Source organism: Mucilaginibacter achroorhodeus (assembly GCF_007846095.1).
Lineage (GTDB): Bacteria > Bacteroidota > Bacteroidia > Sphingobacteriales > Sphingobacteriaceae > Mucilaginibacter > Mucilaginibacter achroorhodeus.
The window spans coordinates 397,143-422,475 of sequence record NZ_VOEI01000001.1; the positions used below are offsets into that span (position 1 = coordinate 397,143).

Here is a 25,333-nt window from a genome sequence, read left to right on the forward strand (position 1 = left end):
TGGAGTACAAAGTTACTCAAACTGGATTTTATAAGTTACTGTTTTATTTAACTTTTATCGAGAAATAATCGTGGTACACCGTCCAGGTATCAGACATAGCCCTCCATAACTCTACGTTTAAAACTTGATTTTTAGGGTCATATGTAGGTATAAACGAACTTTTATAGGTGGCTTTAATATCCGCTATCGGGCGTTCGCCGAAGGTAAAGTCCAACCCATCTGTTGAGTAACCCATAAACAATCTGCCGCCGGCACCATAGAGTCCGTTATTGGTAGTTGCCACTAACATGATCCATACTTTATTTACCTTACGCACCTCTAAGTGCCATGGCTCCTGAGTATCTCCCCATGGCCTGTTGGCAATCTTCACCAATTCGTATCCATTGGCTTTATCTGGTTTAAAGCCGGTGGTTAAGTTGTCTGAACTCATCCGTCTGATAGCCCTTTCTGTAAAGTAACTACCTTTGGCAGCTTCATCTGTACTTACGCCGTAACAATAAAACTTACCTTCGTCTTGTATTATAGAAGGTGCAATTACGTCTACTGACTTAGCCGGCCATGAGCAAACCAATTTTTTCTCTGACCAGTTAACACCATCACTGGTTTTTTCAAAAAATAATGCACGGCCTTTTTCTACGCCGTTCTGACGCCAAAAACAGTATATGCTGTTATCAGCAGCGTTGTAAAAAAGAGATGGATCTGAATTGTAAGCACCACCGGTAGGGGGAAGATTGATGACGGCCGTTTTTTCATCGGGCTCCCTCCAGTTTATGCCATCATTTGAACAAAATGAAGTTGGGTTTTCCCATTGATTGTCCCCATTTGGGTAAGGGGTTATAGCCATCCAATAAAAATAACCATTCCATTTAACCGGAAAATGTAATACAGACGGGTGAGTCCAGCCAATTCCCAAAAGTTGCATAGTAATAGGCACCGTGTTGTTTTTGCAGGAAAAAGCAAACGCATTAAGAGGAATTCTATTTGTGCTTGGTGTGAACTCTATACTATTAAGGTCAAGAGTGGAAAATGTTGTAGGGTTTGTTGGTTGTGGATTATCTACTGATTGTCCGGTTTTAGGTTGATCAACAGTTTTTACTGGTTCTGTTGGTTTTACGATTTGTCCTTTTCTACAAGAGGACATGACAAGGCACAATGCCATGACAGCAAGAAATAACTTATTCATTATGGGGGTATTAAACGGCTCTTTTTTTGAGCGCACGAAGATACATTTGGGACCTTACTTTAGCAACTGATTTAAAGCGATTTAATAATAATTTAATAATGATATTTCCTGTAAATTAATTTATTCACAAAGGTTATGATAATAAGCAAAAACTCCCTTTCAATACTGTATTAATTCATTTACTGGTTAACCAATAAAAACAAAAAGTAAAGCAAAATGTTAACGGATGAGTACCCCAAACTAAGCCTTACTGCAGGTATTAATTAACAATCTTATGATCAATCCTAACCTTTAATAATTTGGAACGATTTGGACGTATCGCCCTCAAAACTATACTTTGGATAATAGCAAGTGTCATACTCCTGGTGCTGCTAATCGTAATTCTTATACAAGTACCGGCCGTACAAAATTTTGCAAAAGATAAAGCTGTTACCTTTTTAGAGAAAAAAATAGGCACTAAGGTAGAGATAGGGCACATCAGCCTTGGCCTGCCCAAAATGCTGGTGCTTGAAGATGTTTATTTTGAGGACCAGAAAAAAGACACCCTTATAGCTGGTGATAAACTTAAGGTTGATATCTCTATGCTTAAGCTGCTGAAAAACCAGGTAGAGATCAACGAGATCAACTTGCAGGGCATTACAGCCAAAGTTAGCAGGGGTGCTGATAGCGCCTTTAATTTTGACTACATTATTAAGGCTTTTGCCGGCGAAAACAAAAAAGAGCCAAAGCCGGAAGATACTACCTCGACAATGAAAATATCGCTGGGTAAGATCATCCTTGATAAGATCAATCTTTCTTACAAAGACGTTACTACCGGTAATGATGTAAAATTCTTGCTGGGCCATTTTGATACCCGCGTGGAAGATTTTGACCTGGACAAAATGAAGTTCAGCATCCCGAAGATCAACCTCAGTAATGTGAATGCACGGATCATTCAGACACCTGTTGGTTCTTCTATTAAACAGGCGGCTACTATTGATACAGCAACTAAGCCATTGAACATGGACCTTAACCTTGGCGATATAGATATCCAAAAGGTAAAGGTGGATTACCAGAGTGCCGAGATGAAGGCAAAGGTAGATCTGGGCAAATTCCTGGTGAGCATGGATAAGATAGACATGAAGAACCAGAACGTACGAATCAAATCCATCACCTTAGATGGTACTAATGCGGGGCTGATATTAGCTAAACCACAAACCGTAGCTAAAGCGGTTGACAAGACAGTTAAAAAAATAGATACCCTTGCTTCCCGGACGCAAGCCAAGGGCTGGAGAGCTTCTTTAGATAAGATAGTATTAAGCAACAACAACGTTAAGTTTGATAATGATGCGCAAAAGGCACTGCAACGTGGTTTGGACTTTGGCCACATGGATATCAAAAACCTTAATGCTGATATAGAGAAACTGGCTTACTCGCCCGATACTATAGCCGGTAAAGTAAACTCTTTCACTTTTAGCGATAAAAGCGGTTTTGAGGTTAACAAGTTTCAAACATCCTTCCTTTACGGCCCTAAGAGCGCTTATCTGAAAGATTTGCTATTGATAACCCCACGCTCGGTAATTCAAAAAGATCTGCAGGTGGGTTACCCTTCTATCGAATCGCTTACAAAGGATATTGGCAAGTTAAGCATCAACGCTAACTTGGATGGCAGTAAACTGGGCTTGCGCGATGTGCTGTTGCTTATGCCAACCATGGCTTCGATGGAACCGTTCAAGTCGTCGCCAAACTCAACCATCAAAATTAATGGCCGTGTAAATGGTACAGTGAATAACCTGGGCATACCAAGTTTAGAGATAAGCGGCTTTGGCAATACTTACGTAAAAGCATCGGCCACCATGCGCGGCCTGCCGGATGTAAACAAGGCCTATTTTGATCTTACTATTGCAGACTTCCGCACCACGCGAAACGATATTGCCCGTTTAGTACCTAAGGGCACCATTCCGCCAAATGTGAGCATACCCGAGAACATGAACCTTAAAGGCACATTTAAGGGAAGCATGAAAAACTTTAATACTCAAATGGCGTTGCGCAGCAGCTATGGCGCTGTTGATCTTACCGCGCAGATGAAAAGCGGCGCACGCAAAGGCAGCGAAACTTACACTGCTAATGTTAAAGCTAATAACCTCAACGTAGGTGCGCTAACTAAACAACCGCAAATGGTTGGTTATGTAACCATGCGCGCAAACATCAGCGGTGCAGGTTTAGACCCTAAATCAGCCAACCTTAAATTTAACGGGGATGTAACAAGTGCCAATGTTAAAGGCTACACCTACCGCAATTTGGTAATGAACGGAACGGCCCGCAATGGTGCTTACACCGCTAAAGCCACCATGCGCGATCCAAACATCAACTTTACACTTGATGCAAAAGCTAATCTGAACAAAAAATACCCGGCTGTGAATGCAACGTTGAACGTGGATAGCATAGACCTGCAAAAGCTTCATTTTGTTAAAGATCCTATGCGTTTCCATGGAAAGATCCAGGCCGATGTCCCAACTGCTGACCCTGACTACCTAAATGCAAATATATTAGCAACCAACCTTCTGGTAGTAAATAAAGGAGAGCGCATTGCATTGGATACCGTTAGCTTGATCTCTACAGCAAGCGCAGACAGCAGCACTTTACGCCTTAAAACGCCAATGTTTTATGCCCACATGAACGGCAAGTACAAGCTTACCCAAATAGCGCCTGCCATACAGGATGTGATCAATAAATATTACGACATGAACCTGGCCAGTGGTAGTAAAGCTGCACCGAAGGTAAAATACTCGCCGCAGCAATTTACTTTTGACGCCCGTTTTGTAAAAACTCCGCTGGTTCAAAAATTTGTGCCTGATCTTAAACAGCTTGATCCGGTATTATTTAACGGCAGTTTCAACAGCACATCAGGCGAGTTGATCGTTAAAGGGTCTGCACCCAACATCATTTACGGTACCAACACAGTTAAAAACCTTAAACTGGATGTAAATACCGGTAACAGCGCACTTAATTATGGTTTAAACGTTGATGAGATAAAAGTAGGCTCATCTTTAGACCTGCTTTATACCAGCATTACCGGTGCCGCCCAAAATAACCAACTGGGCATCAAACTGCAGGTTAGGGATAAAGAACGCAAAGAGCGTTACCGTGTAGCCGGCGAATTTAGCGCCATGCCTAACGAATACCAGTTTAGCTTTGTGCGTGATGGACTACTATTGGATTACACCGCATGGGCCGTTAACCCAGATAATGCTTTGCAATTTGGCAGCAAGGGTGTGTTGGCGCGCAATTTCAGCATTACCAATAGCAACCAGGTGTTAAGTGCCAACAGTTCCGGCGGCATGAACTCTCCTATCACCGTTGATTTCCGCAATTTCAAAATAGAAACCTTAACCAAACTGGCTAAGCAGGATTCGCTATTAATTGGTGGTACTATTAATGGTAATGCCATAGTGAGCAACTTTCAGAAATCGCCCACGGTTGAATCGGCCATTAACATCAGCGACTTTAACTTTAAAGGCGATACCGTAGGTAACATTGCCTTAAAGGTTGATAATAAAACTGCTAACGCTTTTGCTGCCAACGTTAGCATTACAGGCAAGGGCAATCAGGTTGATCTTACAGGGATGTACTATACTGCCCCATCAAGCAGGTTTGACATGAACTTGAATATCGTAAACCTGAGCATGAAGAGTATACAGGGCTTTAGTTTCGGGGCTATCCGTAAATCCAGTGGTAACATTACCGGTGCTTTAAAAATAACGGGCACAACGGCGGCACCGGCAGTACGGGGTGATATCAACCTTAATAAGGTTGCTTTCAACGTGGCCATGCTCAACTCTTACTTCACTATGCCTAAAGAGAGTATTACCTTTAATGACGAGGGCATAAGGTTTAACGATTTCACACTGGTCGACTCAACCAATAACAAGGCGGTCATCACCGGCTCCATTTATACCAAAACGTATACAGATTTTAAATTCGGGATTAATATCCAAACCAGGAACTTCCGGGTGATCAATTCTACCAAAGCAGATAACAAACTGTTCTACGGAAAGCTATTCCTGAACAGCGACATCAAGATCCGTGGTGACATGGCTAAACCTGTGGTTGATGCTAACTTGACTGTTAATGATAAAACCGACCTTGCAATTGTTTTACCAACAACCGACCCCGGTGTTGAAGACCGGAAAGGTGTAGTAGAATTTTATGATGCCGACGCAAAAAATCTCGACTCGATCTTAGTGGCGCGGCAATTAGATTCGCTGAAGCAATCTGAAATTACCGGCCTGGATGTTAATGCCACCGTGAATATTGATAAGAATGCCAACTTTACCATTGTGGTAGATGAGCGCAACGGCGATGTGGTGAATATTAAAGGTGAAGCGCACTTAAGCGGCGGTATCGATCCAAGCGGTAAAACCAGTTTAACAGGTACTTACACCGTTAACGAGGGATCTTACAATTTATCGTATGCTACTGTAAACCGCAAGTTTAACTTTAAGCGCGGTAGCACCATAACGTGGACGGGCGACCCGACAAGTGCCAACATAGACCTAACGGCTACCTATGTGGCTAATGTTCCGCCGATAGATTTGGTTGCACAGCAAACTGATGAGAATTCGACTCAGTACAAGCAAAAACTCCCTTTTAACGTGGACCTTAACTTGAAGAACGAGTTAATGAAACCGCAGATCAGCTTTGATATCACATTACCTGATAGCAATTTAAATGTATCTTCTGATGTAACCAATACGGTTAACACCCGCCTGGCGCAGGTACGTTCTGACCCTAATGAGTTGAACAAGCAGGTTTTAGGCGTTTTAATATTAGGCCACTTTATTGGTGATAATCCATTACAAAGCCAGGGCGGCAGTGCAGGTGTTGAGGGTGCCATACGCAATAGTGTAAGCAGCTTACTTACTAATCAGTTGAACAGCCTGGCCGGCGACCTGATACAGGGTGTCGACCTCGACTTTGGCGTTACATCCGGTGAAGATTACTCATCCGGTACGGCAACTAACCGAACGGATCTTAACATTGGTCTGTCCAAACGTTTCCTTAACGACAGGCTGACGGTGAGCGTAGGTAATAACTTTAACCTTGAAGGTGCACAGGCCGGGCAAAAAACATCCAATATTGCAGGTAACGTCTCAGTAAACTACAAACTGAGCAAGGATGGCCGCTATAGTCTGCGCGCTTACCGCAAAGATGAGTTTGTGGTGATACAGGGCCAGATCATTGAAACAGGTGTTGGCTTTGCCTTAACGGTAGATTATAACCGGTTCCGCGAGATATTCGGCAGAAAACGTACGCAGCAGGAGCGCGAACAACAACGCCGCTATAAACAAGAAGAGAAGGAACGTGAAGAGAAGGAGAAACAACAGCAGCAGAAGGATAAGGAGATGAGGGAAAAAACACAGACCACAACAATATGATCAAACGTATAATATATTTTCTGTTTCTTACGGTAGCCTTAACTGCCTGCAGCACCACCAAGTATCTCCCACCCGGCGAGAAACTATACACAGGTGGCGATGTGAAGGTTGAAGATAAGAACATTCCTAAAAAAGATGCAAAGGCGCTGGAATCAGAATTAAAAAGCTATATCAGGCCAAAACCCAACTCTTCGCTTTTGGGCATGCGCATTAAATTATGGTTATATTACAAAACCAAAAGCCGTAAAGGTTTTATTAAAAAGTTCCTTAGCAAATATGGTGAACCACCCGTGCTGGCAAGCCAGGTTGACCTGCAGAAAAACAGCGATATCATGCAGAACCGTTTGCAGAACATCAGCTATTTCCAGGCAACGGTAAAAGGCGATACCATTGGCAAACAAAAAACAGCTAAAGCATTGTTCACTGCTTACACCGGGCCTTCTTATACCATCCGCAACCTTACCTTCCCTAATGCTACGGATAACAGCCTGGATACCGCGGTTAAAGGAACCATGAAGCAAACCCTGCTTAAAAAGGGTGACAAGTACAATCTGGATGTGATCAAAAATGAGCGTTTACGTATTGATGCACGTTTAAAGGAGGAAGGCTTTTTTTACTTTGCACCAGAGCAGTTGTTAGCAAAAGTTGACAGTACCGTTGGCAACCACCAGGTAGATGTTGTATTACAGATAAAGCCGGAAACGCCTGATAGGGCACGTGAGATATACACTATACGCAACATCTATGTATATCCAAATTACTCGCTGCGCGATACTTCTTTAAAGCTTGACCAGGCTAAGCCTTACCGCTGGTACAACATTGTTGACCCGCGCAATACTGCCCGCCCCTACTTGTTTGCCAATACCGTGCTGTTACACCCTAACGATACTTACAGCCGCACTACGCACAACAATTCGTTAAACAGGTTCATTAATTTAGGCCCATATCGATATGTAAAAAACAGGTTTGAGGATGTAACGCCGGATTCACCTAAATTGGATGTCTACTACTTCCTTACGCCGTATAAGAAAAAGTCGCTGCAGTTGGAGTTACTTGGCCGCACCACATCTGCTAATTACACAGGTTCGCAGATCAACCTAAGCTGGAAAAACCGCAACGCTTTTAAAGGCGGCGAATTACTTACTGTAACCCTTTTTGGAAGTACAGACGTGCAGGTGGGTGGACAAAACAGTGGGTATAATGTTTACCAATATGGTGTGCAAACCAGCTTATCATGGCCGCGTTTGATTACGCCGTGGCGTGTTTCATCATCTAATGCTTACATACCTCGTACCGTATTACAACTGGGTTACTCATCGGTTGTAAGGCAAAAGCTTTACTCGCTTAATTCGTTCACCGGTTCATTCGGTTATCAGTTTAAGAGTGACGAGCATAAAATGCATGAGCTAAACGTGTTGGAAGCCGCTTTTGTAAAGCCGCGTAACGTTACGGACCTTTACAGGGATAGTATTAACAATCCTCAGAACACCAACCCTGCGCTTAAACACGTAATTGATCCGCAGTTCACGTTAGGGCCAAGCTATGCGTATACTTATGATAACACAACAGAAGACTACCGCACCAATAGCTTGTATTTCCGTAGTAAATTAAGTTTATCAAATAATCTTTATGGCTTAATAACAGGTGCTGATACTTTGGCTGGTAAGGATAAAAAATTGTTTGGCACAACCTTTAACCAGTATGTTAAGGTAGAAAGCGAGATACGTTTCTTCCACAAGCTAAGCTCTGAAACAAAGATAGCTACACGTTTAATTGCCGGTGTGGGCTTACCTTATGGCAACTCAACCATACTTCCTTACAACCAGCAATTCTTTATTGGCGGCCCAAACAGTTTAAGAGGTTTCAGGCCGAGATCTATTGGCCCGGGCACGGTTAATCCTAACCCTGATGGCAACTCTTTTATTGCAGACCAGTCTGGTGATATCAAACTGGAAGCTAACGTAGAGCTTAGGCAGAAACTTTTCAGCATAGTTTACGGTGCTTTATTTGCTGATGCCGGTAATATCTGGAACGCGAAACCACACCAGGAAGGCGGTACATTCGGGCCTAATTTCCTAAGCCAGTTAGCAGTAGATGCAGGTTTTGGTTTAAGGTTTGATGCTACCATATTGGTACTCCGCACCGATTTGGGTTTCCCGCTGATGCGCCCTTACACGCCGGTAAACGGAACGAGATCAATAAGCCCAAGCTTTAAAAATGCTATTTTAAACATCGCTATCGGTTATCCATTCTAACCAACAGCAAATACAAACATTTACAAAGGCGGCTTTATTACTATATTGCCGCCTTTGTTATAAACATGCCTTTCATATCATCTACTATCCCGCTGCAAATTATCAATTTACATGATGATGGCTTTCATCCGCTGTTAGACATTACCGTTTTTGGAAAGCCATTTAAGGCTGTGCTTGATACAGGTGCATCCCGCACGGCTTTCGATCGTGAGGTATTAACGGCGGCCAACGCAGAAGCCGATATAATCGCCAGCGAAAGGTTATCTACAGGCTTAGGAACAACCACAATGGAATCGGCCACTGCGGTTATCAAAAAGCTTTATATCAGCGATTTTTTGATTCCTGAAATAGAGGTTGCTGTGCTCGATCTGTCAACTATTAATTATGCTTACCGAGAAATGGGCCATCCCGAAATATTGGGTGTTATAGGAAGCGATATCATGATGAAATATAAAGGTGTTGTAGATTTCGGCAGGAAAAAATTAACGCTAAAACAAAAAGCCCCGCTTTAGGCGGGGCTCAGGTATTTTAAAACATCTGTACATTTAGCATCTGCACATTTGCATATCCATCTTAAGTATCGATGCGTGCGTAACGCGCATTCTTCTCTATAAACTCGCGACGTGGCGCAACCTCATCTCCCATTAACATAGAGAAGGTATGGTCACACTCTGCAGCGTTATCAATGCTTACTTGTTTTAAGGTGCGGTTGGCAGGGTTCATGGTGGTGTCCCAAAGTTGCTCTGCGTTCATCTCACCCAAACCTTTATAACGCTGTACGTGCACGCTGTCTTCTTTACCCGCGCCTTTGAGGCGTTGTATAGCCACATCACGCTGCTCATCGTTCCAGCAATATTCCTGTTCTTTACCTTTCTTAACCAGGTAAAGTGGTGGCGATGCAACATAAACATATCCGTATTCTATCAGCTCCTTCATATAACGGAAGAAGAAGGTAAGTATAAGGGTAGTAATGTGCGAACCGTCAACGTCGGCATCCGTCATGATCACAATTTTGTGGTAACGAAGCTTGGTAATGTTCAATGCTTTTGCATCCTCAGGTGTGCCAATGCTTACACCTAAACCGGTAAACATGTTCTTGATCTCCTCATTCTCGTAGATCTTATGCTCCATGGCTTTCTCCACGTTCAGGATCTTACCACGCAGTGGCAGTATCGCCTGGAACTCGCGGTCGCGGCCTTGTTTGGCCGTGCCACCCGCCGAGTCACCCTCAACCAGGTAGATCTCACATAGGGTTGGATCGCTATTAGCACAATCAGCCAATTTACCCGGTAAGCCCGAGCCGCTCATTACGCTCTTGCGCTGCACCATTTCGCGGGCTTTGCGTGCCGCGGCACGGGCAGTAGCAGCAAGGATAACCTTCTGCACTATCATACGCGCCTCTTTCGGGTTTTCCTCAAGGTAGTTACCCAATATCTCACCAACGGCAACGTTAACCGCACCACTCACCTCGCTGTTACCCAGTTTGGTTTTGGTTTGGCCCTCAAACTGAGGCTCCTGTACCTTTACTGATATAACAGCGGTTAAACCCTCGCGGAAGTCATCACCGGTAACATCAACCTTAACGTTCTTCAACAAACCCTCTTTATCGGCATATGCTTTTAAAGTACGGGTCAATCCCATCCTGAAACCTGCTACGTGTGTACCGCCTTCAATGGTATTAATGTTGTTTACGTAAGAGTGAACGTTCTCTGAGTAAGTATCGTTATACTGCAATGCCAGTTCAACAGGCACGCCTTGCTTTATACCTTCAACGTAAATCGGTTCAGGAATTATAGCAACACGGGTACCATCCAGGTATTTAACAAACTCCTTTAAGCCACCTTCTGAAAAATATTCTTCAGAAACAAAACTACCGTCATCATTGGTCTGGCGTTCGTCTGTAAGGGTTAGCCTGATGCCTTTATTCAAGAACGCCAGCTCGCGTAAACGGGTAGCCAGTGTTTCAAACTTATACTCAAGTGTAGTGGTAAATATCTCCGGGTCTGGCTGGAATGTTTGTATGGTACCGGTGAGGTCAGACTCGCCGATAGTTTTAACATCAAACATTGGCTTGCCGCGCTCGTACTCCTGGGTAAATATCTTACCCTCGCGGTGTACCACGGTTTTTACATGGGTAGATAGTGCGTTAACACAGCTAACACCCACACCGTGCAAACCGCCGGATACCTTGTAAGTATCTTTATCGAATTTACCACCGGCGTGCAACACGGTCATTACGATCTCGAGTGCCGATTTTTGTTCTTTTGTGTTGATTCCCGTTGGGATACCACGACCGTTATCTTTAACGGTGACTGAATTGCCCGGATGTATGGTAACATTGATGGTATCGCAATAGCCTGCAAGTGCCTCATCTATGGAGTTATCAACTACTTCGTAAACCAGGTGGTGAAGGCCTTTTACACCTGTATCACCAATGTACATGGAAGGGCGTTTACGAACCGCTTCTAACCCCTCTAAAACCTGTATATTATCCGCTGAATAATTTGATCTATCCTGATTTTCTTCGCTCATATTTTTCTTAAACAGTAACCTTCAAAAATACGATTTTAAACCCGGAAATAGTTCAGGCTTGTGCAAGAATAATTGCATTGTTGATAACTAAGAATGCTCATAAACATGTAATTAATGAATAGGAAACTTGAGTTAAAAAATTATATTTGTCAAAATTTTTATAGACCAATACAATGAAATTTACGGCATCTTTAGTTACTAAATCAATATTAGCAATAGGCATCGCTGCCAGCGTTGTTGCCTGCAACCAAAATAAAACAGCTGATAAACCGGCTGCTGCTTCATCAACTCCTGCTACCGCTGCATCAACAACCGGCGATAAACCTGAGATCGTTTACTTTAACCAGGATTCTGTAGTGTCTCAATACAATTACATCAAAGACATGGACAAAAGGTTAGAGGCAAAAGGTAAGGCTGCACAAAGTGATGTAGGTTCCCGCCAGCAAGCCATTCAGCGAGAAATTGCTGACTATCAAAAAAATGCAGCTACCATGAGCGCTGACCAGCGTGCTGCAACTGAGCAACGTTTGCAACGTAAAGGCCAGGAGTTTCAGCAATATCAGCAAAACGCAGGTGCTGCAGTACAGAACGACCAGATGAACGAGCAAACCAAGCTTTACGAAAAGTTAAGCGACTTTGTTAAAACTTACGCTAAAGAGCATGGTTACAAATTGGTGTTAACCTACAAAAAAGGCGACCCTACCATGATGTACGGCGACCCAAGCCTTGATATTACTGCTGACGTGGTAAAAGGCCTGAACGACGCTTACGCTAAAGACAAAAAATAATTCTAAAGTTGTTATCCTGACAAGCATTGGGATACAATGTGAAGGATAAAAAAAATTTAAAACCCCGGCCATTGGTTGGGGTTTTTTAATGGAATAAGTTATGGAACAAGACCACAAAAAATTTATGCAGATGGCTATCGAGCTGTCGCAATATAATGTTGATAATGAACAAGGCGGGCCATTTGGTGCAGTGATCATAAAAGATGGCGATGTTATAGCCCGTAGTGCCAACCGCGTTGTGCCCACTAATGATCCAACCGCCCATGCCGAAGTTGCTGCCATAAGGCTGGCCTGCAAAGAGCTTGGAACCTACAATCTTGAAGGTTGTGTGATATACACCAGTTGCGAGCCTTGCCCTATGTGCCTTGGTGCTATTTATTGGGCGCGCATAGGCAAGGTTTATTATGCTAACACCAAGAAAGATGCTGCAGACATAGGCTTCGATGATCATTTTATTTACGATGAGTTGGAACTGCCCATGGCCAACCGCAAATTACCCTTTGAGCAATTAATGCATGATGATGCGTTGCAGGTGTTTAAGCAATGGCAACGGACGGAAAATAAAACTGATTATTAGTGCAGCCAATGCAGCCACTGGCAATCCTGCCAATCTGTAAGCATGTGGAACAGCAACCCTACCGCAATAATGCGTGTGCGGGGGAAAAATAGCAGTACAAAGTAGACGCAAATTGCATAGTAAGAATGCAAGGGATGGTTGCCAATGCTGCAACGATTGGGATCGAAAATGGGATCAGCTAACAGATGGTCGGTATCTACCAGCATGGTGGCTATCATAATCAACCAGGCTTTTTTCCATTCCTTTCTAAAAAATAAAAACGCCAGTAAACCCGGCGCTAAAAAGTGCAGACTGTAGTGAACTACAGTCCGCATTATACTTAGAAATTCGTGATTGCCCATGCGGCAATTAGGCTATCAGTGATTTTATCAATTCTTCCAGATCACGGAGATATAGCATATTCGGGCCATCACTTAAGGCATGGTCGGGATCGGGATGGGTTTCAATGAAGTAGCCGCTAGCCCCAAAAGCTTTTGCAGCGCGCGCCATTGATGGTACAAATTTACGATCACCACCGGTTTTACCACCGGCACCTCCCGGGCGCTGTACCGAATGGGTACAATCCATACAAACCGGGTATCCAAACTCGGCCATATCAGCCACGTTCCTGAAATCTACCACCAAATTGTTGTAACCGAAAGAGTTACCGCGTTCGGTTAGGATCACTTGTTCGTTACCTGCTTCCTTTACTTTTTGTGCAGGATAAAACATATCCTGACCGGAAAGGAACTGCGCTTTTTTAATGTTCACTATCTTGCCCGTCTCTGCCGCTGCTACCAGCAAATCTGTTTGGCGGCAAAGGAAGGCAGGTATTTGCAAAATATCTACCACCTCAGCACAGGCCGCGGCCTGGGATGGTTCATGAATATCGGTAGTAACCGGCAAACCGAACTTTTCCTTCACATTGTTTAGCATCTCCATGCCTTTTGTAAGACCGGGACCGCGATAGCTGTGTATACTGGTTCTGTTGGCTTTATCAAATGACGATTTGAACACTACTGTAACAGGATATTTGCTGCCTATTTCTGCAACCTTTTCTGCAACAGTATAAAGCAGGTCCTGGTTCTCCATTACACATGGGCCAACAATAAAAAATGGTTCCGAAGTTATATCGTTATATAGTGCCATTCTGTTTAAGTTTTTTTCGTGCAAGTTCCAAGTCTTCAGGTGTGTCTATCCCCTTCTCAATACTTTTCACTTCTATCATTTTTATTTTATAGCCGTTCTCAATTGCCCTTAGCTGCTCCAACTTCTCTGTTTGCTCCAGGAACGAAACCGGCATGGTTATAAATTCCTTTAAAAAATTAGTACGGTACGCATATATACCCATGTGCTTACGATAAACGCTCACATCTGCCACCTCTTTATCCCTTGAGAACGGTATGGCAAAGCGTGAGAAATAGATCGCATATCCGTTTACATCGGTTATCACCTTTACCAGGTTAGGATTATTCAACTCATCCAAATTTTCTACCGGTGCACAAACGCTGGCCATTGCAGCATCACTTTGTCGCATGGCAGTAATGAGCCTGTCAACAATACCGGGATAAAAAAAAGGTTCGTCACCTTGTACGTTTATTACCAAGTCGCACTCAATGGTTTTTATCACTTCAGCAATACGGTCGGTTCCGCTGGGATGCTCAGGGCTGGTCATTAACACATGGTCTGTAAATTTTTTACAAGCATCCATTACCTCCTGGCTATCGGCAGCTATCCAGATACCATGATGGAGCTTAGCCTTTGCGCAAGCTTCATATACACGTTGAATAACAGGTTTGCCGCCAAGGTCAAGCAAAACCTTTCGCGGTAAGCGCGTTGAGTTAAGACGAGCAGGTATAACAATAGCGGTCTTCAAGCTTATATCTGGTTAAATATCTGGTAAACACCGGTTACTGCAGCGGTAGAATTTTTAACAAGCAAGGTGGTTATCTTCCGCTCCAACATCAATTCTTCAGCATCAAATACCATCTCATCTTCATCAACAAAAATTGGGTTGGCATTCATAAAATCAGTTATGGGCATATGATGGATATCCTCGTACTTAACCAAACCCCTACGAAGATCACCATCGGTAATAACGCCCTCTACGTTATCCTGGTTACCAACTATAACCATACCTAATTTACCTTCAGACATTTTGATCACCAGTTGCGTAAATGATGCATCAGCGTTTATAAAGGGAAGCCTATCTGTACGCATCAGATCTTTTACCTTCACCAATAACTTACGCCCAAGGCTACCACCCGGATGGAAACGGGCAAAGTCTGCCGGGGTAAAATCACGGGCCGTCATCAACGCTATAGCAAGGGCATCGCCCATTACCAAAGTTGCCGTTGTTGACGATGTTGGTGCAAGCTCAAGCGGACAAGCCTCCTGTGATACCTTAACATTTAAGTGAATCTGTGCGTGTGTAGCCAGAGTAGATGCCGGATTACCTGTTATAGCAATAAACTTATTTCTGTTATGGCGCAAATAAGGGATAAGCTTGAGGATCTCTTCAGTTTCGCCTGAGTAAGATATCAGCAACACAATATCTTCGTCGCTTATCATACCCAAATCACCATGAAAAGCTTCAGCCGGATGGAGAAAAAAACTTGGTGTGCCGGTGCTGGTAAAAGTAGCCGAGATCTTGCGGGCAACATGGCCCGATTTACCCATACCGCAAACTATTAATTTACCTTGCGATTTTAAAATAGCATTTACTGCATCTTCAAAGGTATTGTCTAATCTTGCTGCCACCTCATTAAGAGATGCTATCTCGATGTCGAAAACTTTTTGGGCAATGCTCTTCATTAAACAGTATCCACTTTATTTAGCATTGCAATATTACTCAATAAAATTCAGATAAGCCGTTTATACAGCGCGGTAGGAAAGCCTTAATCAAATACTACACTAAGCTTAGGCGCTTCGGTGGTTACGATACGAGGCTGTTTGTTATTATCAAGATGCTCAAACTTAGAGTTCTTGCTCAGGAATTCCGGAACAATATCCTTCATCTTGCCTACAGTTGCCATTTCATCACCTTGTTTGTTCAATGATATCAATTCATTGATATCATTGGCTACCTGTTCATGCGGATAGGTTATCACACGGGAGATCTTTATCTTTTCGTGATGCGTAGGCATGGTGTTTTCACCGCTGTTAAGCAACTCTTCGTACAGCTTCTCACCAGGGCGTAAGCCAGAATATACTATTTTGATATCTCTATCAGGCTGCAAGCCTGCAAGTTTTATCATCTTCAGGGCCAAATCAACTATTTTCACAGGCTCGCCCATATCAAATATAAATATCTCTCCTCCGCTACCCATTGTACCTGCCTCAAGCACCAAATGCACGGCCTCAGGTATAGTCATAAAGTAACGGGTGATCTCCGGGTGGGTTACCGTAATAGGCCCGCCCTTTTGTATCTGAGCACGGAAACGCGGAATAACCGACCCGTTAGAACCTAACACATTACCAAATCGCGTAGTGATAAAGCAAGTGCCTTTATTAGCCGGGCTATCTTTAAGCGATTGTATGTAGATCTCGGCGATACGTTTGCTTGCGCCCATTACGTTTGTAGGGTTAACCGCTTTATCAGTTGATACCATCACAAACTTATCTGCTCTAAAGGCGAGGCACAGGTCTGCAATATTCTTTGTTCCTAAAACGTTCGCACGAATAGCCTCTGAGGGGTTTTCTTCCATCATCGGTACATGCTTGTAAGCAGCAGCGTGATAAACTACCTCAGGCCTATGATCTGAGAACAGTTTATGCATGCGGTAATAATTACGTATATCGCCGATAAAAATCACCACAGGTATATGCGGGAATTTCTCTTCGATCTCTAATCTTACCTCGTGCAGAGGTGACTCGGCCTGGTCGCATAGGATTACCATTGCGGGGCCGTATTGCAGCACCTGCTGTACAATCTCAGACCCAATAGAACCGGCGGCGCCGGTAACCAATACTCTTTTATCTTTTAAATCTTGTGAGATACGTGTAGTATCGATCTGGATAGTTTTGCGTTGCAAAAGATCCTCGATCTTTAGATCCTTTATTTGTTGCAGGTTAAGTTTACCATAGATCCACTGGTCTGATGGAGGTACGGTTAAAACCTGTATACCTAAAGCAAGGCAGTTCTCAAGCGCAGTTCTCTTTTCCTGCTCATCCAAATGATGATTCATGATGATCATCTTATCAACAGAGCGCTTCTCTTTGATCTTAGCAAGTTTACTGATGTCATAAACCTTTACCGCTTGTATCTCTTTGTTGATCTTATTCGGATCGTTATCTACGAAGCCGGCAACCACAAAGTTAGTTGCGCTGGTTTCGAGCGCCTGCTTTACCAATACAGCACTGTTATCAGACCCGTATATCAATACTACAGATTTGTTTCCTGCAGAATAATTATTTAAATAATTGAAGGCGCTTTTAACTGCGCTTCTAAGCAATATAAGCAAGGTACTTGATACCGAAAAGTTGACAAGTAACACAAAATCAATTGTAGAAGAACTTACGTGAAGGTATTTTTTTATCCAAAGGGTAATAACAGCCAGATAAATTATACTGCTTATGAATACCGATCCGAAAATCCTCAACACATCTCTGGTGTTAGAGTACCTTATCAATCCTGTATGTATACGCATGGTAAACATTACCAATGCAGCCACAACGGCATAAACGGCAGTGTATATAAAAAAATAGCCCCTTAAGATATTGGAGAACTCGAAGCGATTTACAATAAGATAGGACGAAGCAAAAGACCATGTTACGATAACAAAGTCTGCAAGCATTATTATCCACCTGGGTATTACCTTATTAAAAAGCAAATATTTTTTCATAGGGTTATAATGGGGGCGGATGCAAAATTAATAAATTTTTAAATATTACTGCAATAACTTAATTATTTAATATTAAGCTGCCAACCCTAAAGCATAACGTAGTTAAAGCAGATGACTAACAGCGTTTGCCAATGTTGTGTTTTATTTGTTTTGAGAAAGCTTAAGCATCGAATGTTTTGTTATCAGATATCGCTTAACAATAACGTAGCTAACGGCCAATGGAGCAAGAATGACAATAAATTTCCATAATGGATGCAATGGAATTGCTATTACAACAATAATTACAATAACCTGTGCTATAGCGTAGCAAGTGGAAACAAGCAGATGCGGAACCTTGTACTCATTAGCTAAAATTTGATAAAAATGAAGCCTATGAGCTTCAAAAATATTTTGCCGCAGCATTAATCTTTGAACAATGGTTAATACAGACTCAACGCCATATATTGCTAAAAACAGGATGTACGTGAAATCATGTGTCTGAAGAATCAGCTTGAAAATAAGGAACACGATCCAAAACGCTATGGTTATGCTGCCCACATCGCCTGCAAAACATTTTGCTTTTTTCCTGAAGTTAAAAAACAAAAACACCACGTTAGCAAGCATTGGGAGCCATATTAGATCGGGCTCGATAAAGCTAACAACACTGTTATTAACGTATTGCAGCCCCGCAAGCACTGCAAGCGTATAACCGCCGGTTATGCCATTGATGCCATCCATAAAATTGTAGACATTAATGATCCCTATCGCAAAAAAATAACTAACGATAATTAATAGCACCGGCAGTTTCATGATGCCAAGTGCTACGAACATCATTGTTACAGCAGTGAAATGGACTACAAGGCGTATTTTAGATGACAAAGTGACCCTGTCATCAATAAAACTGATGATTCCGATGGCAACAGCACCAGCAGCCGGAAGTTGGTAGGCAGGATATAAAAAGAATATAAGGATGCAAGCTATCGGAAAGATAACTCCTCCTCCCCTTATTGTAAGACTGGTATGTGAACTACGTTCGTTCGGTCTGTCAACGATATTGTAGCGCGCAGCAATACGAAAATACACCAACATTATGGCAAAAAAAACGATTGCTACAGCTGGATAGAAATAAATCATAAATTTTGTTTGAGCTTTTCAACTACAGGCGATGGCGTCCAATTGATTACTTGATGGAGTTTGCTGTCGTTAAAAGTTAAAGTTGATTTTATTTTTCGCAGTTTGCTTGAGTTTATAGGTGAACGTTTACCTACCAAATCTCCAACACCGGCCATTAATGTGGCTACAAATGAAGGTATGGCAAAAGGCATTTTAACCTTTAAACCATCAGCTATAATAGTTTCAAGTTCTTTAAAACTTGGATGAAACCCATCGGTAATATTATATACCCCACCAACAGGAGCAACTAACGGAATAACCTTAGCCACATCCTCTGCCCATATTACGCTTTTACGCGCATTGGCCTTACCTATGCTAAAGTATCTGCCTTTTTTTATGCTGTTCACCATTGCCCCAAGGTTACCCGGCGCGCCGGGACCGGCAACAAGCGGTAAACGCAGTATAGTTAAAGTCATGTTATTAGATTTTGCCCAGGTTAACAAATACTCTTCTGCGAGAATCTTTGATTTAGCGTAAGGAGTGTTACCAATCAGAGCATGGTCTTCCGTGATCATTTCTCCCTCATCAACGCCGTAAACAGCTACCGTGCTTATAAAGACGAAATACTTAGGTAAAATTGATAATCTATTGAGTTGATTACAAAGATTCTTAGTGCCCAAGAAGTTAACATCAAAAAAATCCTTAGCTTCTTTATCTGTCTTTGGCACAACATGAGCTTTGCCGGCAGCGTGTATTACTGTATTGATACCTTCCGGCAGCTTAATGGTGGAACTTGAGTCAGATATATCGAACTGAATATCATTATCACTGCCCCGCCCAATTGTTATAATCTTTGCATTTATCGAAGATTCGAGATAGGTTTTTACAATTCTTCCTAAAAATCCAGATCCGCCGGTCAATAATATCTTATCAGCATTCATCATCTTAGATACTGTACTACTTTCTTAAAGATCCTTAAAGGCCAAAAATACAGCGGTGGCTTTACGCCATTCATCTTCCATGATAAGATAATTTCTTTATTACCCCTTACAATGTTCTTGAAACTTTTAGTACTCTCGCCACCCATGCGCATGTTAACTATAAACTTGTTCAAATGATAAGATTTGTATTTGTTTATTTTTAATGCGCGCATCATGAACTCGTAATCAGAAGTGATTTTGAAGTCGGGGAAATACACCCCTATCTTATCATAAACATGCTTTTTTACAAACAAAGACGGATGTGGCGCTACATCTCCATTATCAAAAAAACTATCGTAGTAAGGCTTCGCTAACCACGTTCTTACCTTTATTTCAGGATCATCTTTAAAGTAAGTGATGTTACCATACAAAAGATCGACATTTCGCTCAACAAATTCCTGAGCTATTTCTGTAATAATGGTATTAGAGCAATATATGTCATCAGAATTTAGTATCCCAATAATGTCCCCGGTTGCAAGCTTGATTCCTTTGTTCATAGCATCATACAAACCTTTGTCTGGTTCTGACACTATTACATTGATTTTATCACTATATCTTTGAACTATTTGTAGTGTATCATCCTTGGAATTACCATCGATGATTATGTATTCAATGTTCGCGTAATTTTGAGAGAGCACAGATTTTATGCTATCCTCAATTGTTGCCGCACTATTGTAGCACACAGTTATTATACTAACAGTGGGCTGTACTTTCTGAGACATGAAAAATTTATTGATTATGTAGTATCCCTGCAGGGTACATTAATACAAATTACTCAAATTGATTTAATATATCGTAACCGGCATCTTTCAGCAACTTCTGCTTTTTAAAGCTTTGCAAATCACTGGCAATCATCTCTTTCACCAATCCGTTAAGATCGTATTTAGGTTTCCAGTTCAATTGAGTTTGAGCCTTGGTTGGGTCGCCTATAAGCAATTCCACTTCTGTTGGCCTAAAGTACTTCGGATCTACCTCTATAATAATTTTACCGATTTCAATTTGATAGTGAGGATTGTTGCAAGCTTCAACAACTCCTTTTTCGTTTGCACCCTCGCCGGTAAATTTCACCGTAATGCCCATTTCCAAAAAGGCAAGCCTAACAAAATCCCTTACAGTGGTTGTTACACCTGTGGCAATAACAAAATCCTCGGGCTTCTCTTGCTGTAAAATCAGATACATTGCCTCTACGTAATCTTTGGCATGTCCCCAGTCGCGCCTTGCATCAAGATTTCCTAAAAATAGCTTGTCTTGTAAACCCATTGCTATTTTAGTAGCACCACGGGTAATTTTACGGGTAACAAAGGTTTCTCCCCTTAGTGGACTTTCATGGTTAAACAAAATTCCGTTGCAGGCAAACATACCATAAGCTTCACGGTAGTTTACAGTTATCCAATAAGCATAAAGCTTGGCAACAGCGTATGGTGAGCGGGGGTAGAACGGTGTGGTTTCTGATTGAGGAACAGCTTGTACCAAGCCATAAAGTTCAGATGTAGATGCCTGATAAATTTTAGTTTTTTTAGTAAGACCTAAAATACGTATCGCCTCTAATAGCCTAAGTGTGCCAATTCCGTCTGCATTAGCCGTATATTCTGGTGTATCAAAACTAACTTTAACATGAGACATAGCACCAAGGTTATATATCTCATCAGGTTGTACCTGCTGTATGATACGAATAAGATTTGTCGAATCAGACAGGTCTCCGTAATGTAAAGTAAATCTTATGTTCTGTTCATGAGGATCTTGATACAGGCCATCAATACGCTCAGTATTAAATAAAGAGCTTCTTCTTTTTATTCCGTGAACGTGATAACCTTTGTTAAGTAAAAGCTCAGCTAAATAAGCGCCGTCTTGGCCGGTTATTCCCGTAATTAGGGCAATCTTCATAGGGGTTTAAGTATTTGATCTTTTAATTAATATTTCTTTGAAGGAGTTGGATAACAAAATATGCGAGAACGCGTTTTGGTGTAAAATAAATCAATTAGGCGATTGCAAACCTAATGATTATTAATTATATGTACCCCTTAAATTTTCAAAAATGCTTATCAAACAAATTCGGGCTTTAACATTATCAATTTTGTGCCTGTATAGCGGTGCAGCGTTAGCCAATGGTTTTAAAAACAATACTCAGGATACTGTAACTGTAAACGTAAAAACAGCCGGCGCCAAAGGTGACGGAGCAACTGATGATTTTGATGCTATAAATAAGGTTTTAAAAACAAACCAGGGTCCGTTAAAAATGTATTTCCCCGCAGGAAGGTACCGCATTACCAGGACGCTGACAACTACTTATCCCGGTACTGTGTTTACTTTTGATAAAGGTGCAAGGTTGGTGATAGCCGGAAATTTGAACGGAGGAATTAAAATTGCCAATGACTATTGCGATGTTAGAAACGGCTATATTGAAGGCAATGGGCAAACCGCAGATAATGACCCTAACCATGGTTTTGGTGTGATGTTATTTGGCGCTTCGCATTGCAAAATTGTTAACACAACCTTCGATAAGGTAAGCGGCAACAACATTGCAGTATACCACAATAACACCCAGGGTAGTTCTTATAACTTAATAAAAAACAACACATTGATCAATCCTGCATATAGCAGGTTGAAAAACATTGACGCGGGAGGTATAATGCTTGGTTACTCGGGCGATAATTACTTTCACACTTACAATGTTGTAGAAGGGAATACAGTTGATGGAAATGGTGTTTTAGCGATAGGTGTGGGAATTATAGGGCATGGTAAAAATAACACGTTTAAAAACAATGTTATAAAAAACTGCCTGCGCTATGGTATCATAGCTTACAACCATGTTTATACCACAATGACTCTCCAAAGTACTTCTATTTTGTATAATAAGGTAAGTAATATCGGGAATGTAAACAGCTCCGAACCCTGGGGAATGGGTATTTATTTGATGCAATCACATTATTCAAAGGTCATCGGCAACACGGTAAGTAATACTTTGCTCAATACCGATAATAGTAACATTTTGCCTCCCGGCGCTATATCATTAAATGGATGTATCAGTTCTTTGGTAAAAGACAATAGCATACTCAACTCGCAAAAATTTGGAATTGCAATAAGCCAAAGTTATAACACTAATATAACCAACAACATTATTGATGGGGTTAAAAAGTCTGGTTTGTATATTCTAAACACCAGTTTTAACAGTATTACAGGCAACACCATCAAAAATATTGGTGAGTATGCCGTGTTGGGTGCTTTTTACTACACCGGGCTGCCCGCTTTTAACTATTTTAATGTTGAAAAGTACAAGCGCATAGTTACAGGAGACAGTATCACTATAAGCAACAATAAGTTTTATTGCAATTCTGATAAAGTGTTTAATATCCAGGGAGATAATGCAGATCCGACTAAAAATAATCCGGGTACGCTTTTCAGGAACAGCACAATAACAAATAACACCTTTTACAGGCCTTCAAGTTCACAGGATTTTATGATCCTGAATAAATTTGATAAAAACACCATTAATACTAAGGGAAACCGCTTTTTATTAAAAGCTAATTAGTTTTCAATATCAAAGATCTGATTTAAAACTTGCTTATGCACCAGGCGGGAAAACTTTGCATGGTATAAATGTTTGATCCTTTCAGAGAGTTCTTGCTTGTTTTCCAATTCAAAAAATTGGTTAATGGCCTGTGCCAAGGATGTAGCGCTATTGGGTTCACAATATAAAGGATAGTCACTGCCAAGCATTTCTTCGATAAATCCAACCTTTGTTGTAACAATTGGTAAACCTACGCTCATTGCTTCAAGTAATACCAGGGGAAAGCCCTCGTTATGAGATGGGCATATAAAAAGCTGTGCTTGTTTTAATCTTTCAAACTTAACGGCTCCATTGATGGCCTCATGAATTTGAACGTTTGATGTTTCTTTGGCTTTAGCTACGATGCTGTTATAAAAATCAGGATCAGATATATTGCCGTAAGCATCAAGGCTAAACTGTGTTTGAGGAAGCAACTTCAGTGCATCAAGTAACTCCGCTAACCCCTTTTGAGGGATATAGTTTGAAATATTTATGAGCTTGTAAGGAGCAGTTTTAAGGCCATAGACCGGTGTATCAACTTCGTATTCAATTGTATTATATATAACGCTTTTTTTGGCATCCGCAACCGGAAAAACTGACATTTGACCGCGAGCTAAAAGCAAAAATTTATCAGTGTTTTTTGATACATAATCAAACAAGAGCTTGTTGATACGGCTGCTGTAAAAAGAATTAAAATCACTCCTGTGAACGTGTAGGATCACCTTTGAGCTTTTAAATTTTCTTCGGAATAGAAAGATACTGATGGCGTTTTTTAATATCCCAAATAGCGATTGGTACAGTATAGTGTAAAAAATGTCTATATGCGGACTGTGTGATACCTCGCGATTAAACTTTACGCATGATCTTAAAAAGGTGAACATTTTTTGCACAGAAAATCTGTCATGAAATTTAAGATCACTAAACTCCTCAACTACAACAACATTAAACTTTTCCTTTAAAAATGTAAGATTAATTTGATTTGAAATACTTACGCCATGATTGGTTTTTGGAGGTAATTCGCCGAAAAAAATCAAAGTTTTGTTGTTGCCTGTTGTATCGATCATGAAAGATTAAATTTAAACCACCGAGTTTATAATTTGAAGCTGCGCGTACGGGTTGTAATATTTATCGATAACTGCGTAACAATTTTTTTTGATTTCACTTTTATCGTAATTGCTAAACCAACGGTTCAATGTCTCTACCAAACTATTCACGGGGTTATCCAGATCAAAAAAATCGCCTGTAACACCCGGCACAATGCATTCATGCTCAGGCCCCTGTTTGTCAAAATTATTATGCGTTATTACGGGTATGCCATAGGTCATGGCGTGTATTGCAGTGAGGCCCACTTCTCCGGGAGATACGATAACATCTGTTTGCGACAGCAGGTTGAATATTTCCTCCTCCATGTAACTTGGCCCGTGAAAATAAAAGCGATCACTTAAACCCAGTTTGGCCACCATTTCTTTAAGTTGAGGCAGAGTATCCCCATCGCCAATAATGATAACGTTGCACGGAAAAGACTTTGCCGCATCAATCAAGATATCAAGTCGTTTTTGCTTTAAAACCCGCCCTATGTAACCTATCACCGGCAGGCTTTTATTCTCAAACTCAAAAATCCTGTCAACCTTTTGCTCTCTGATGGTTCGTTGCTTATCATAATCTAAAGAATTATAAACAACCGTTATCTCGGCTTCCTTAAAACCCTTATCGATCATTATATTCTTACCCCTATGGCCATATACAAGATACTCATTAGCAAGATTGTAAAAAGTCGACCTTAAAAAGCCCATTATACCAGGCTCATTCTTCAAAAAGCCATGTGTCCAAAAAATGATTTTTTTACCACGCAGCCTCCACAATATTGCAGCTATCCATGTAGATAAGTAGTAAACTGTACCAAGTAAGATTATGGTATCGTAGTTTTTTTCCTTTAAATGCTGTAACAAACCTTTTTGCCACATAAATCTGTTAAAAAACCAAATATTTTTTAACTGAACCCACCTTACCCCGCCCTCACTTATCAGTTTATCTTTTAAGCTTACATCAGCCAGCTTAAGTGGGATATTCATGTTTATGCCCGTTATTACAGTGTAATCATGCTGTGCTGCGGCAGAAAGCATATTATAAATTGGCTGC

General features: G+C 41.4%; 19 protein-coding genes. 6 read left to right on the forward strand and 13 right to left on the reverse strand.

Annotated features, from left to right (window positions below; all coding sequences use genetic code 11):
* Positions 1-43: 43 nt before the first annotated feature.
* A complete protein-coding gene (locus FPZ42_RS01850; RefSeq protein ID WP_146268795.1) occupies positions 44-922 on the reverse strand; it encodes a hypothetical protein in 879 nt (292 codons plus the stop codon).
* A gap of 560 nt (positions 923-1,482) precedes the next feature.
* On the opposite strand from FPZ42_RS01850, the gene FPZ42_RS01855 reads away from it, so the two are divergent.
* The 3 genes from FPZ42_RS01855 (at position 1,483) to FPZ42_RS01865 (ending at position 9,367) form a co-directional block, all read left to right on the forward strand.
* Positions 1,483-6,600, forward strand: coding sequence for a translocation/assembly module TamB domain-containing protein (locus FPZ42_RS01855; protein WP_146268796.1), 5,118 nt, complete (start codon positions 1,483-1,485; stop codon positions 6,598-6,600).
* A complete protein-coding gene (tamL, locus tag FPZ42_RS01860; RefSeq protein WP_146268797.1) occupies positions 6,597-8,855 on the forward strand; it encodes a translocation and assembly module lipoprotein TamL in 2,259 nt (752 codons plus the stop codon). The genes FPZ42_RS01855 and tamL overlap by 4 nt, the downstream gene beginning before the upstream one ends.
* A 65-nt stretch (positions 8,856-8,920) precedes the next feature.
* Positions 8,921-9,367 carry a retropepsin-like aspartic protease gene (locus FPZ42_RS01865; RefSeq protein ID WP_146268798.1) on the forward strand — a complete coding sequence of 149 codons (447 nt, stop codon included), beginning with the start codon at positions 8,921-8,923 and terminating at the stop codon, positions 9,365-9,367.
* Positions 9,368-9,428: 61 nt separating this feature from the next.
* Here the strand turns inward: FPZ42_RS01865 and gyrB are convergent, their stop codons facing one another.
* Positions 9,429-11,387 (reverse strand): DNA topoisomerase (ATP-hydrolyzing) subunit B, encoded by a 1,959-nt coding sequence (gene gyrB, locus FPZ42_RS01870; protein WP_146268799.1) that lies wholly within the window; start codon positions 11,385-11,387, stop codon positions 9,429-9,431.
* 173 nt (positions 11,388-11,560) lie between these two features.
* Between gyrB and FPZ42_RS01875 the strand changes: the two genes are divergently transcribed.
* The gene (locus tag FPZ42_RS01875) at positions 11,561-12,175 is read left to right on the forward strand and encodes an OmpH family outer membrane protein (protein WP_146268800.1); all 615 of its coding nucleotides are present in this window, start codon (positions 11,561-11,563) and stop codon (positions 12,173-12,175) included.
* A 100-nt stretch (positions 12,176-12,275) separates the two neighbouring features.
* Positions 12,276-12,752: a nucleoside deaminase gene (locus FPZ42_RS01880; protein ID WP_146268801.1), complete on the forward strand. Its 477-nt coding sequence runs from the start codon at positions 12,276-12,278 to the stop codon at positions 12,750-12,752.
* On the opposite strand, the gene FPZ42_RS01885 is transcribed toward FPZ42_RS01880, so the two are convergent.
* The 9 genes from FPZ42_RS01885 to gmd form a co-directional block, all read right to left on the reverse strand.
* Positions 12,749-13,093, reverse strand: a complete 345-nt coding sequence (locus tag FPZ42_RS01885; protein ID WP_146268802.1) for a DUF6122 family protein — start codon at positions 13,091-13,093, stop codon at positions 12,749-12,751. The two genes, FPZ42_RS01880 and FPZ42_RS01885, sit on opposite strands and share 4 nt — an antisense overlap.
* Before the next feature lie 7 nt (positions 13,094-13,100).
* Positions 13,101-13,880: a 3-deoxy-8-phosphooctulonate synthase gene (gene kdsA / locus FPZ42_RS01890; RefSeq protein WP_146268803.1), complete on the reverse strand. Its 780-nt coding sequence runs from the start codon at positions 13,878-13,880 to the stop codon at positions 13,101-13,103.
* The gene (gene kdsB / locus FPZ42_RS01895; protein ID WP_146268804.1) at positions 13,867-14,607 is read right to left on the reverse strand and encodes a 3-deoxy-manno-octulosonate cytidylyltransferase; all 741 of its coding nucleotides are present in this window, start codon (positions 14,605-14,607) and stop codon (positions 13,867-13,869) included. Before kdsB ends, kdsA begins: the two co-directional genes overlap by 14 nt.
* Before the next feature lie 2 nt (positions 14,608-14,609).
* The gene (locus FPZ42_RS01900) at positions 14,610-15,545 is read right to left on the reverse strand and encodes a KpsF/GutQ family sugar-phosphate isomerase (protein ID WP_146268805.1); all 936 of its coding nucleotides are present in this window, start codon (positions 15,543-15,545) and stop codon (positions 14,610-14,612) included.
* An 83-nt stretch (positions 15,546-15,628) separates the two neighbouring features.
* Positions 15,629-17,575: a polysaccharide biosynthesis protein gene (locus tag FPZ42_RS01905; RefSeq protein WP_146268806.1), complete on the reverse strand. Its 1,947-nt coding sequence runs from the start codon at positions 17,573-17,575 to the stop codon at positions 15,629-15,631.
* 141 nt (positions 17,576-17,716) lie between these two features.
* The gene (locus tag FPZ42_RS01910; protein WP_146268807.1) at positions 17,717-18,688 is read right to left on the reverse strand and encodes an MraY family glycosyltransferase; all 972 of its coding nucleotides are present in this window, start codon (positions 18,686-18,688) and stop codon (positions 17,717-17,719) included.
* A complete protein-coding gene (locus tag FPZ42_RS01915; RefSeq protein ID WP_146268808.1) occupies positions 18,685-19,608 on the reverse strand; it encodes an NAD-dependent epimerase/dehydratase family protein in 924 nt (307 codons plus the stop codon). The genes FPZ42_RS01910 and FPZ42_RS01915 overlap by 4 nt, the downstream gene beginning before the upstream one ends.
* Positions 19,608-20,369 carry a glycosyltransferase family 2 protein gene (locus FPZ42_RS01920; protein WP_146268809.1) on the reverse strand — a complete coding sequence of 254 codons (762 nt, stop codon included), beginning with the start codon at positions 20,367-20,369 and terminating at the stop codon, positions 19,608-19,610. Before FPZ42_RS01920 ends, FPZ42_RS01915 begins: the two co-directional genes overlap by 1 nt.
* Positions 20,370-20,418: 49 nt before the next feature.
* Complete coding sequence (gmd, locus tag FPZ42_RS01925) at positions 20,419-21,531, reverse strand: GDP-mannose 4,6-dehydratase (RefSeq protein WP_146268810.1); 1,113 nt, start codon at positions 21,529-21,531, stop codon at positions 20,419-20,421.
* Between the two features lie 151 nt (positions 21,532-21,682).
* Between gmd and FPZ42_RS01930 the strand changes: the two genes are divergently transcribed.
* The gene (locus FPZ42_RS01930; protein ID WP_146268811.1) at positions 21,683-23,176 is read left to right on the forward strand and encodes a right-handed parallel beta-helix repeat-containing protein; all 1,494 of its coding nucleotides are present in this window, start codon (positions 21,683-21,685) and stop codon (positions 23,174-23,176) included.
* Here the strand turns inward: FPZ42_RS01930 and FPZ42_RS19095 are convergent.
* A complete protein-coding gene (locus FPZ42_RS19095; protein ID WP_186458665.1) occupies positions 23,173-23,853 on the reverse strand; it encodes a glycosyltransferase in 681 nt (226 codons plus the stop codon). The genes FPZ42_RS01930 and FPZ42_RS19095 overlap by 4 nt on opposite strands.
* A gap of 417 nt (positions 23,854-24,270) precedes the next feature.
* Positions 24,271-25,266 (reverse strand): glycosyltransferase, encoded by a 996-nt coding sequence (locus FPZ42_RS01940; protein WP_186458666.1) that lies wholly within the window; start codon positions 25,264-25,266, stop codon positions 24,271-24,273.
* Positions 25,267-25,333: the final 67 nt, after the last annotated feature.

Bases quoted from the DNA above. Each gene is read 5' to 3' on its own strand.
- kdsA (WP_146268803.1), bottom strand. From the start codon at position 13,880: ATGGCACTATATAACGATATAACTTCGGAACCATTTTTTATTGTTGGC.
- tamL (WP_146268797.1), top strand. From the start codon at position 6,597: ATGATCAAACGTATAATATATTTTCTGTTTCTTACGGTAGCCTTAACT.
- FPZ42_RS01905 (WP_146268806.1), bottom strand. From the start codon at position 17,575: ATGAAAAAATATTTGCTTTTTAATAAGGTAATACCCAGGTGGATAATA.
- FPZ42_RS01940 (WP_186458666.1), bottom strand. From the start codon at position 25,266: ATGAATATCCCACTTAAGCTGGCTGATGTAAGCTTAAAAGATAAACTG.
- gmd (WP_146268810.1), bottom strand. From the start codon at position 21,531: ATGAAGATTGCCCTAATTACGGGAATAACCGGCCAAGACGGCGCTTAT.
- FPZ42_RS01875 (WP_146268800.1), top strand. From the start codon at position 11,561: ATGAAATTTACGGCATCTTTAGTTACTAAATCAATATTAGCAATAGGC.
- FPZ42_RS01880 (WP_146268801.1), top strand. From the start codon at position 12,276: ATGGAACAAGACCACAAAAAATTTATGCAGATGGCTATCGAGCTGTCG.
- FPZ42_RS01910 (WP_146268807.1), bottom strand. From the start codon at position 18,688: ATGATTTATTTCTATCCAGCTGTAGCAATCGTTTTTTTTGCCATAATG.
- FPZ42_RS01865 (WP_146268798.1), top strand. From the start codon at position 8,921: ATGCCTTTCATATCATCTACTATCCCGCTGCAAATTATCAATTTACAT.
- FPZ42_RS01920 (WP_146268809.1), bottom strand. From the start codon at position 20,369: ATGTCTCAGAAAGTACAGCCCACTGTTAGTATAATAACTGTGTGCTAC.
- FPZ42_RS01915 (WP_146268808.1), bottom strand. From the start codon at position 19,608: ATGAATGCTGATAAGATATTATTGACCGGCGGATCTGGATTTTTAGGA.
- FPZ42_RS01900 (WP_146268805.1), bottom strand. From the start codon at position 15,545: ATGAAGAGCATTGCCCAAAAAGTTTTCGACATCGAGATAGCATCTCTT.
- gyrB (WP_146268799.1), bottom strand. From the start codon at position 11,387: ATGAGCGAAGAAAATCAGGATAGATCAAATTATTCAGCGGATAATATA.
- FPZ42_RS01885 (WP_146268802.1), bottom strand. From the start codon at position 13,093: ATGGGCAATCACGAATTTCTAAGTATAATGCGGACTGTAGTTCACTAC.
- FPZ42_RS01850 (WP_146268795.1), bottom strand. From the start codon at position 922: ATGCAACTTTTGGGAATTGGCTGGACTCACCCGTCTGTATTACATTTT.
- FPZ42_RS01930 (WP_146268811.1), top strand. From the start codon at position 21,683: ATGCTTATCAAACAAATTCGGGCTTTAACATTATCAATTTTGTGCCTG.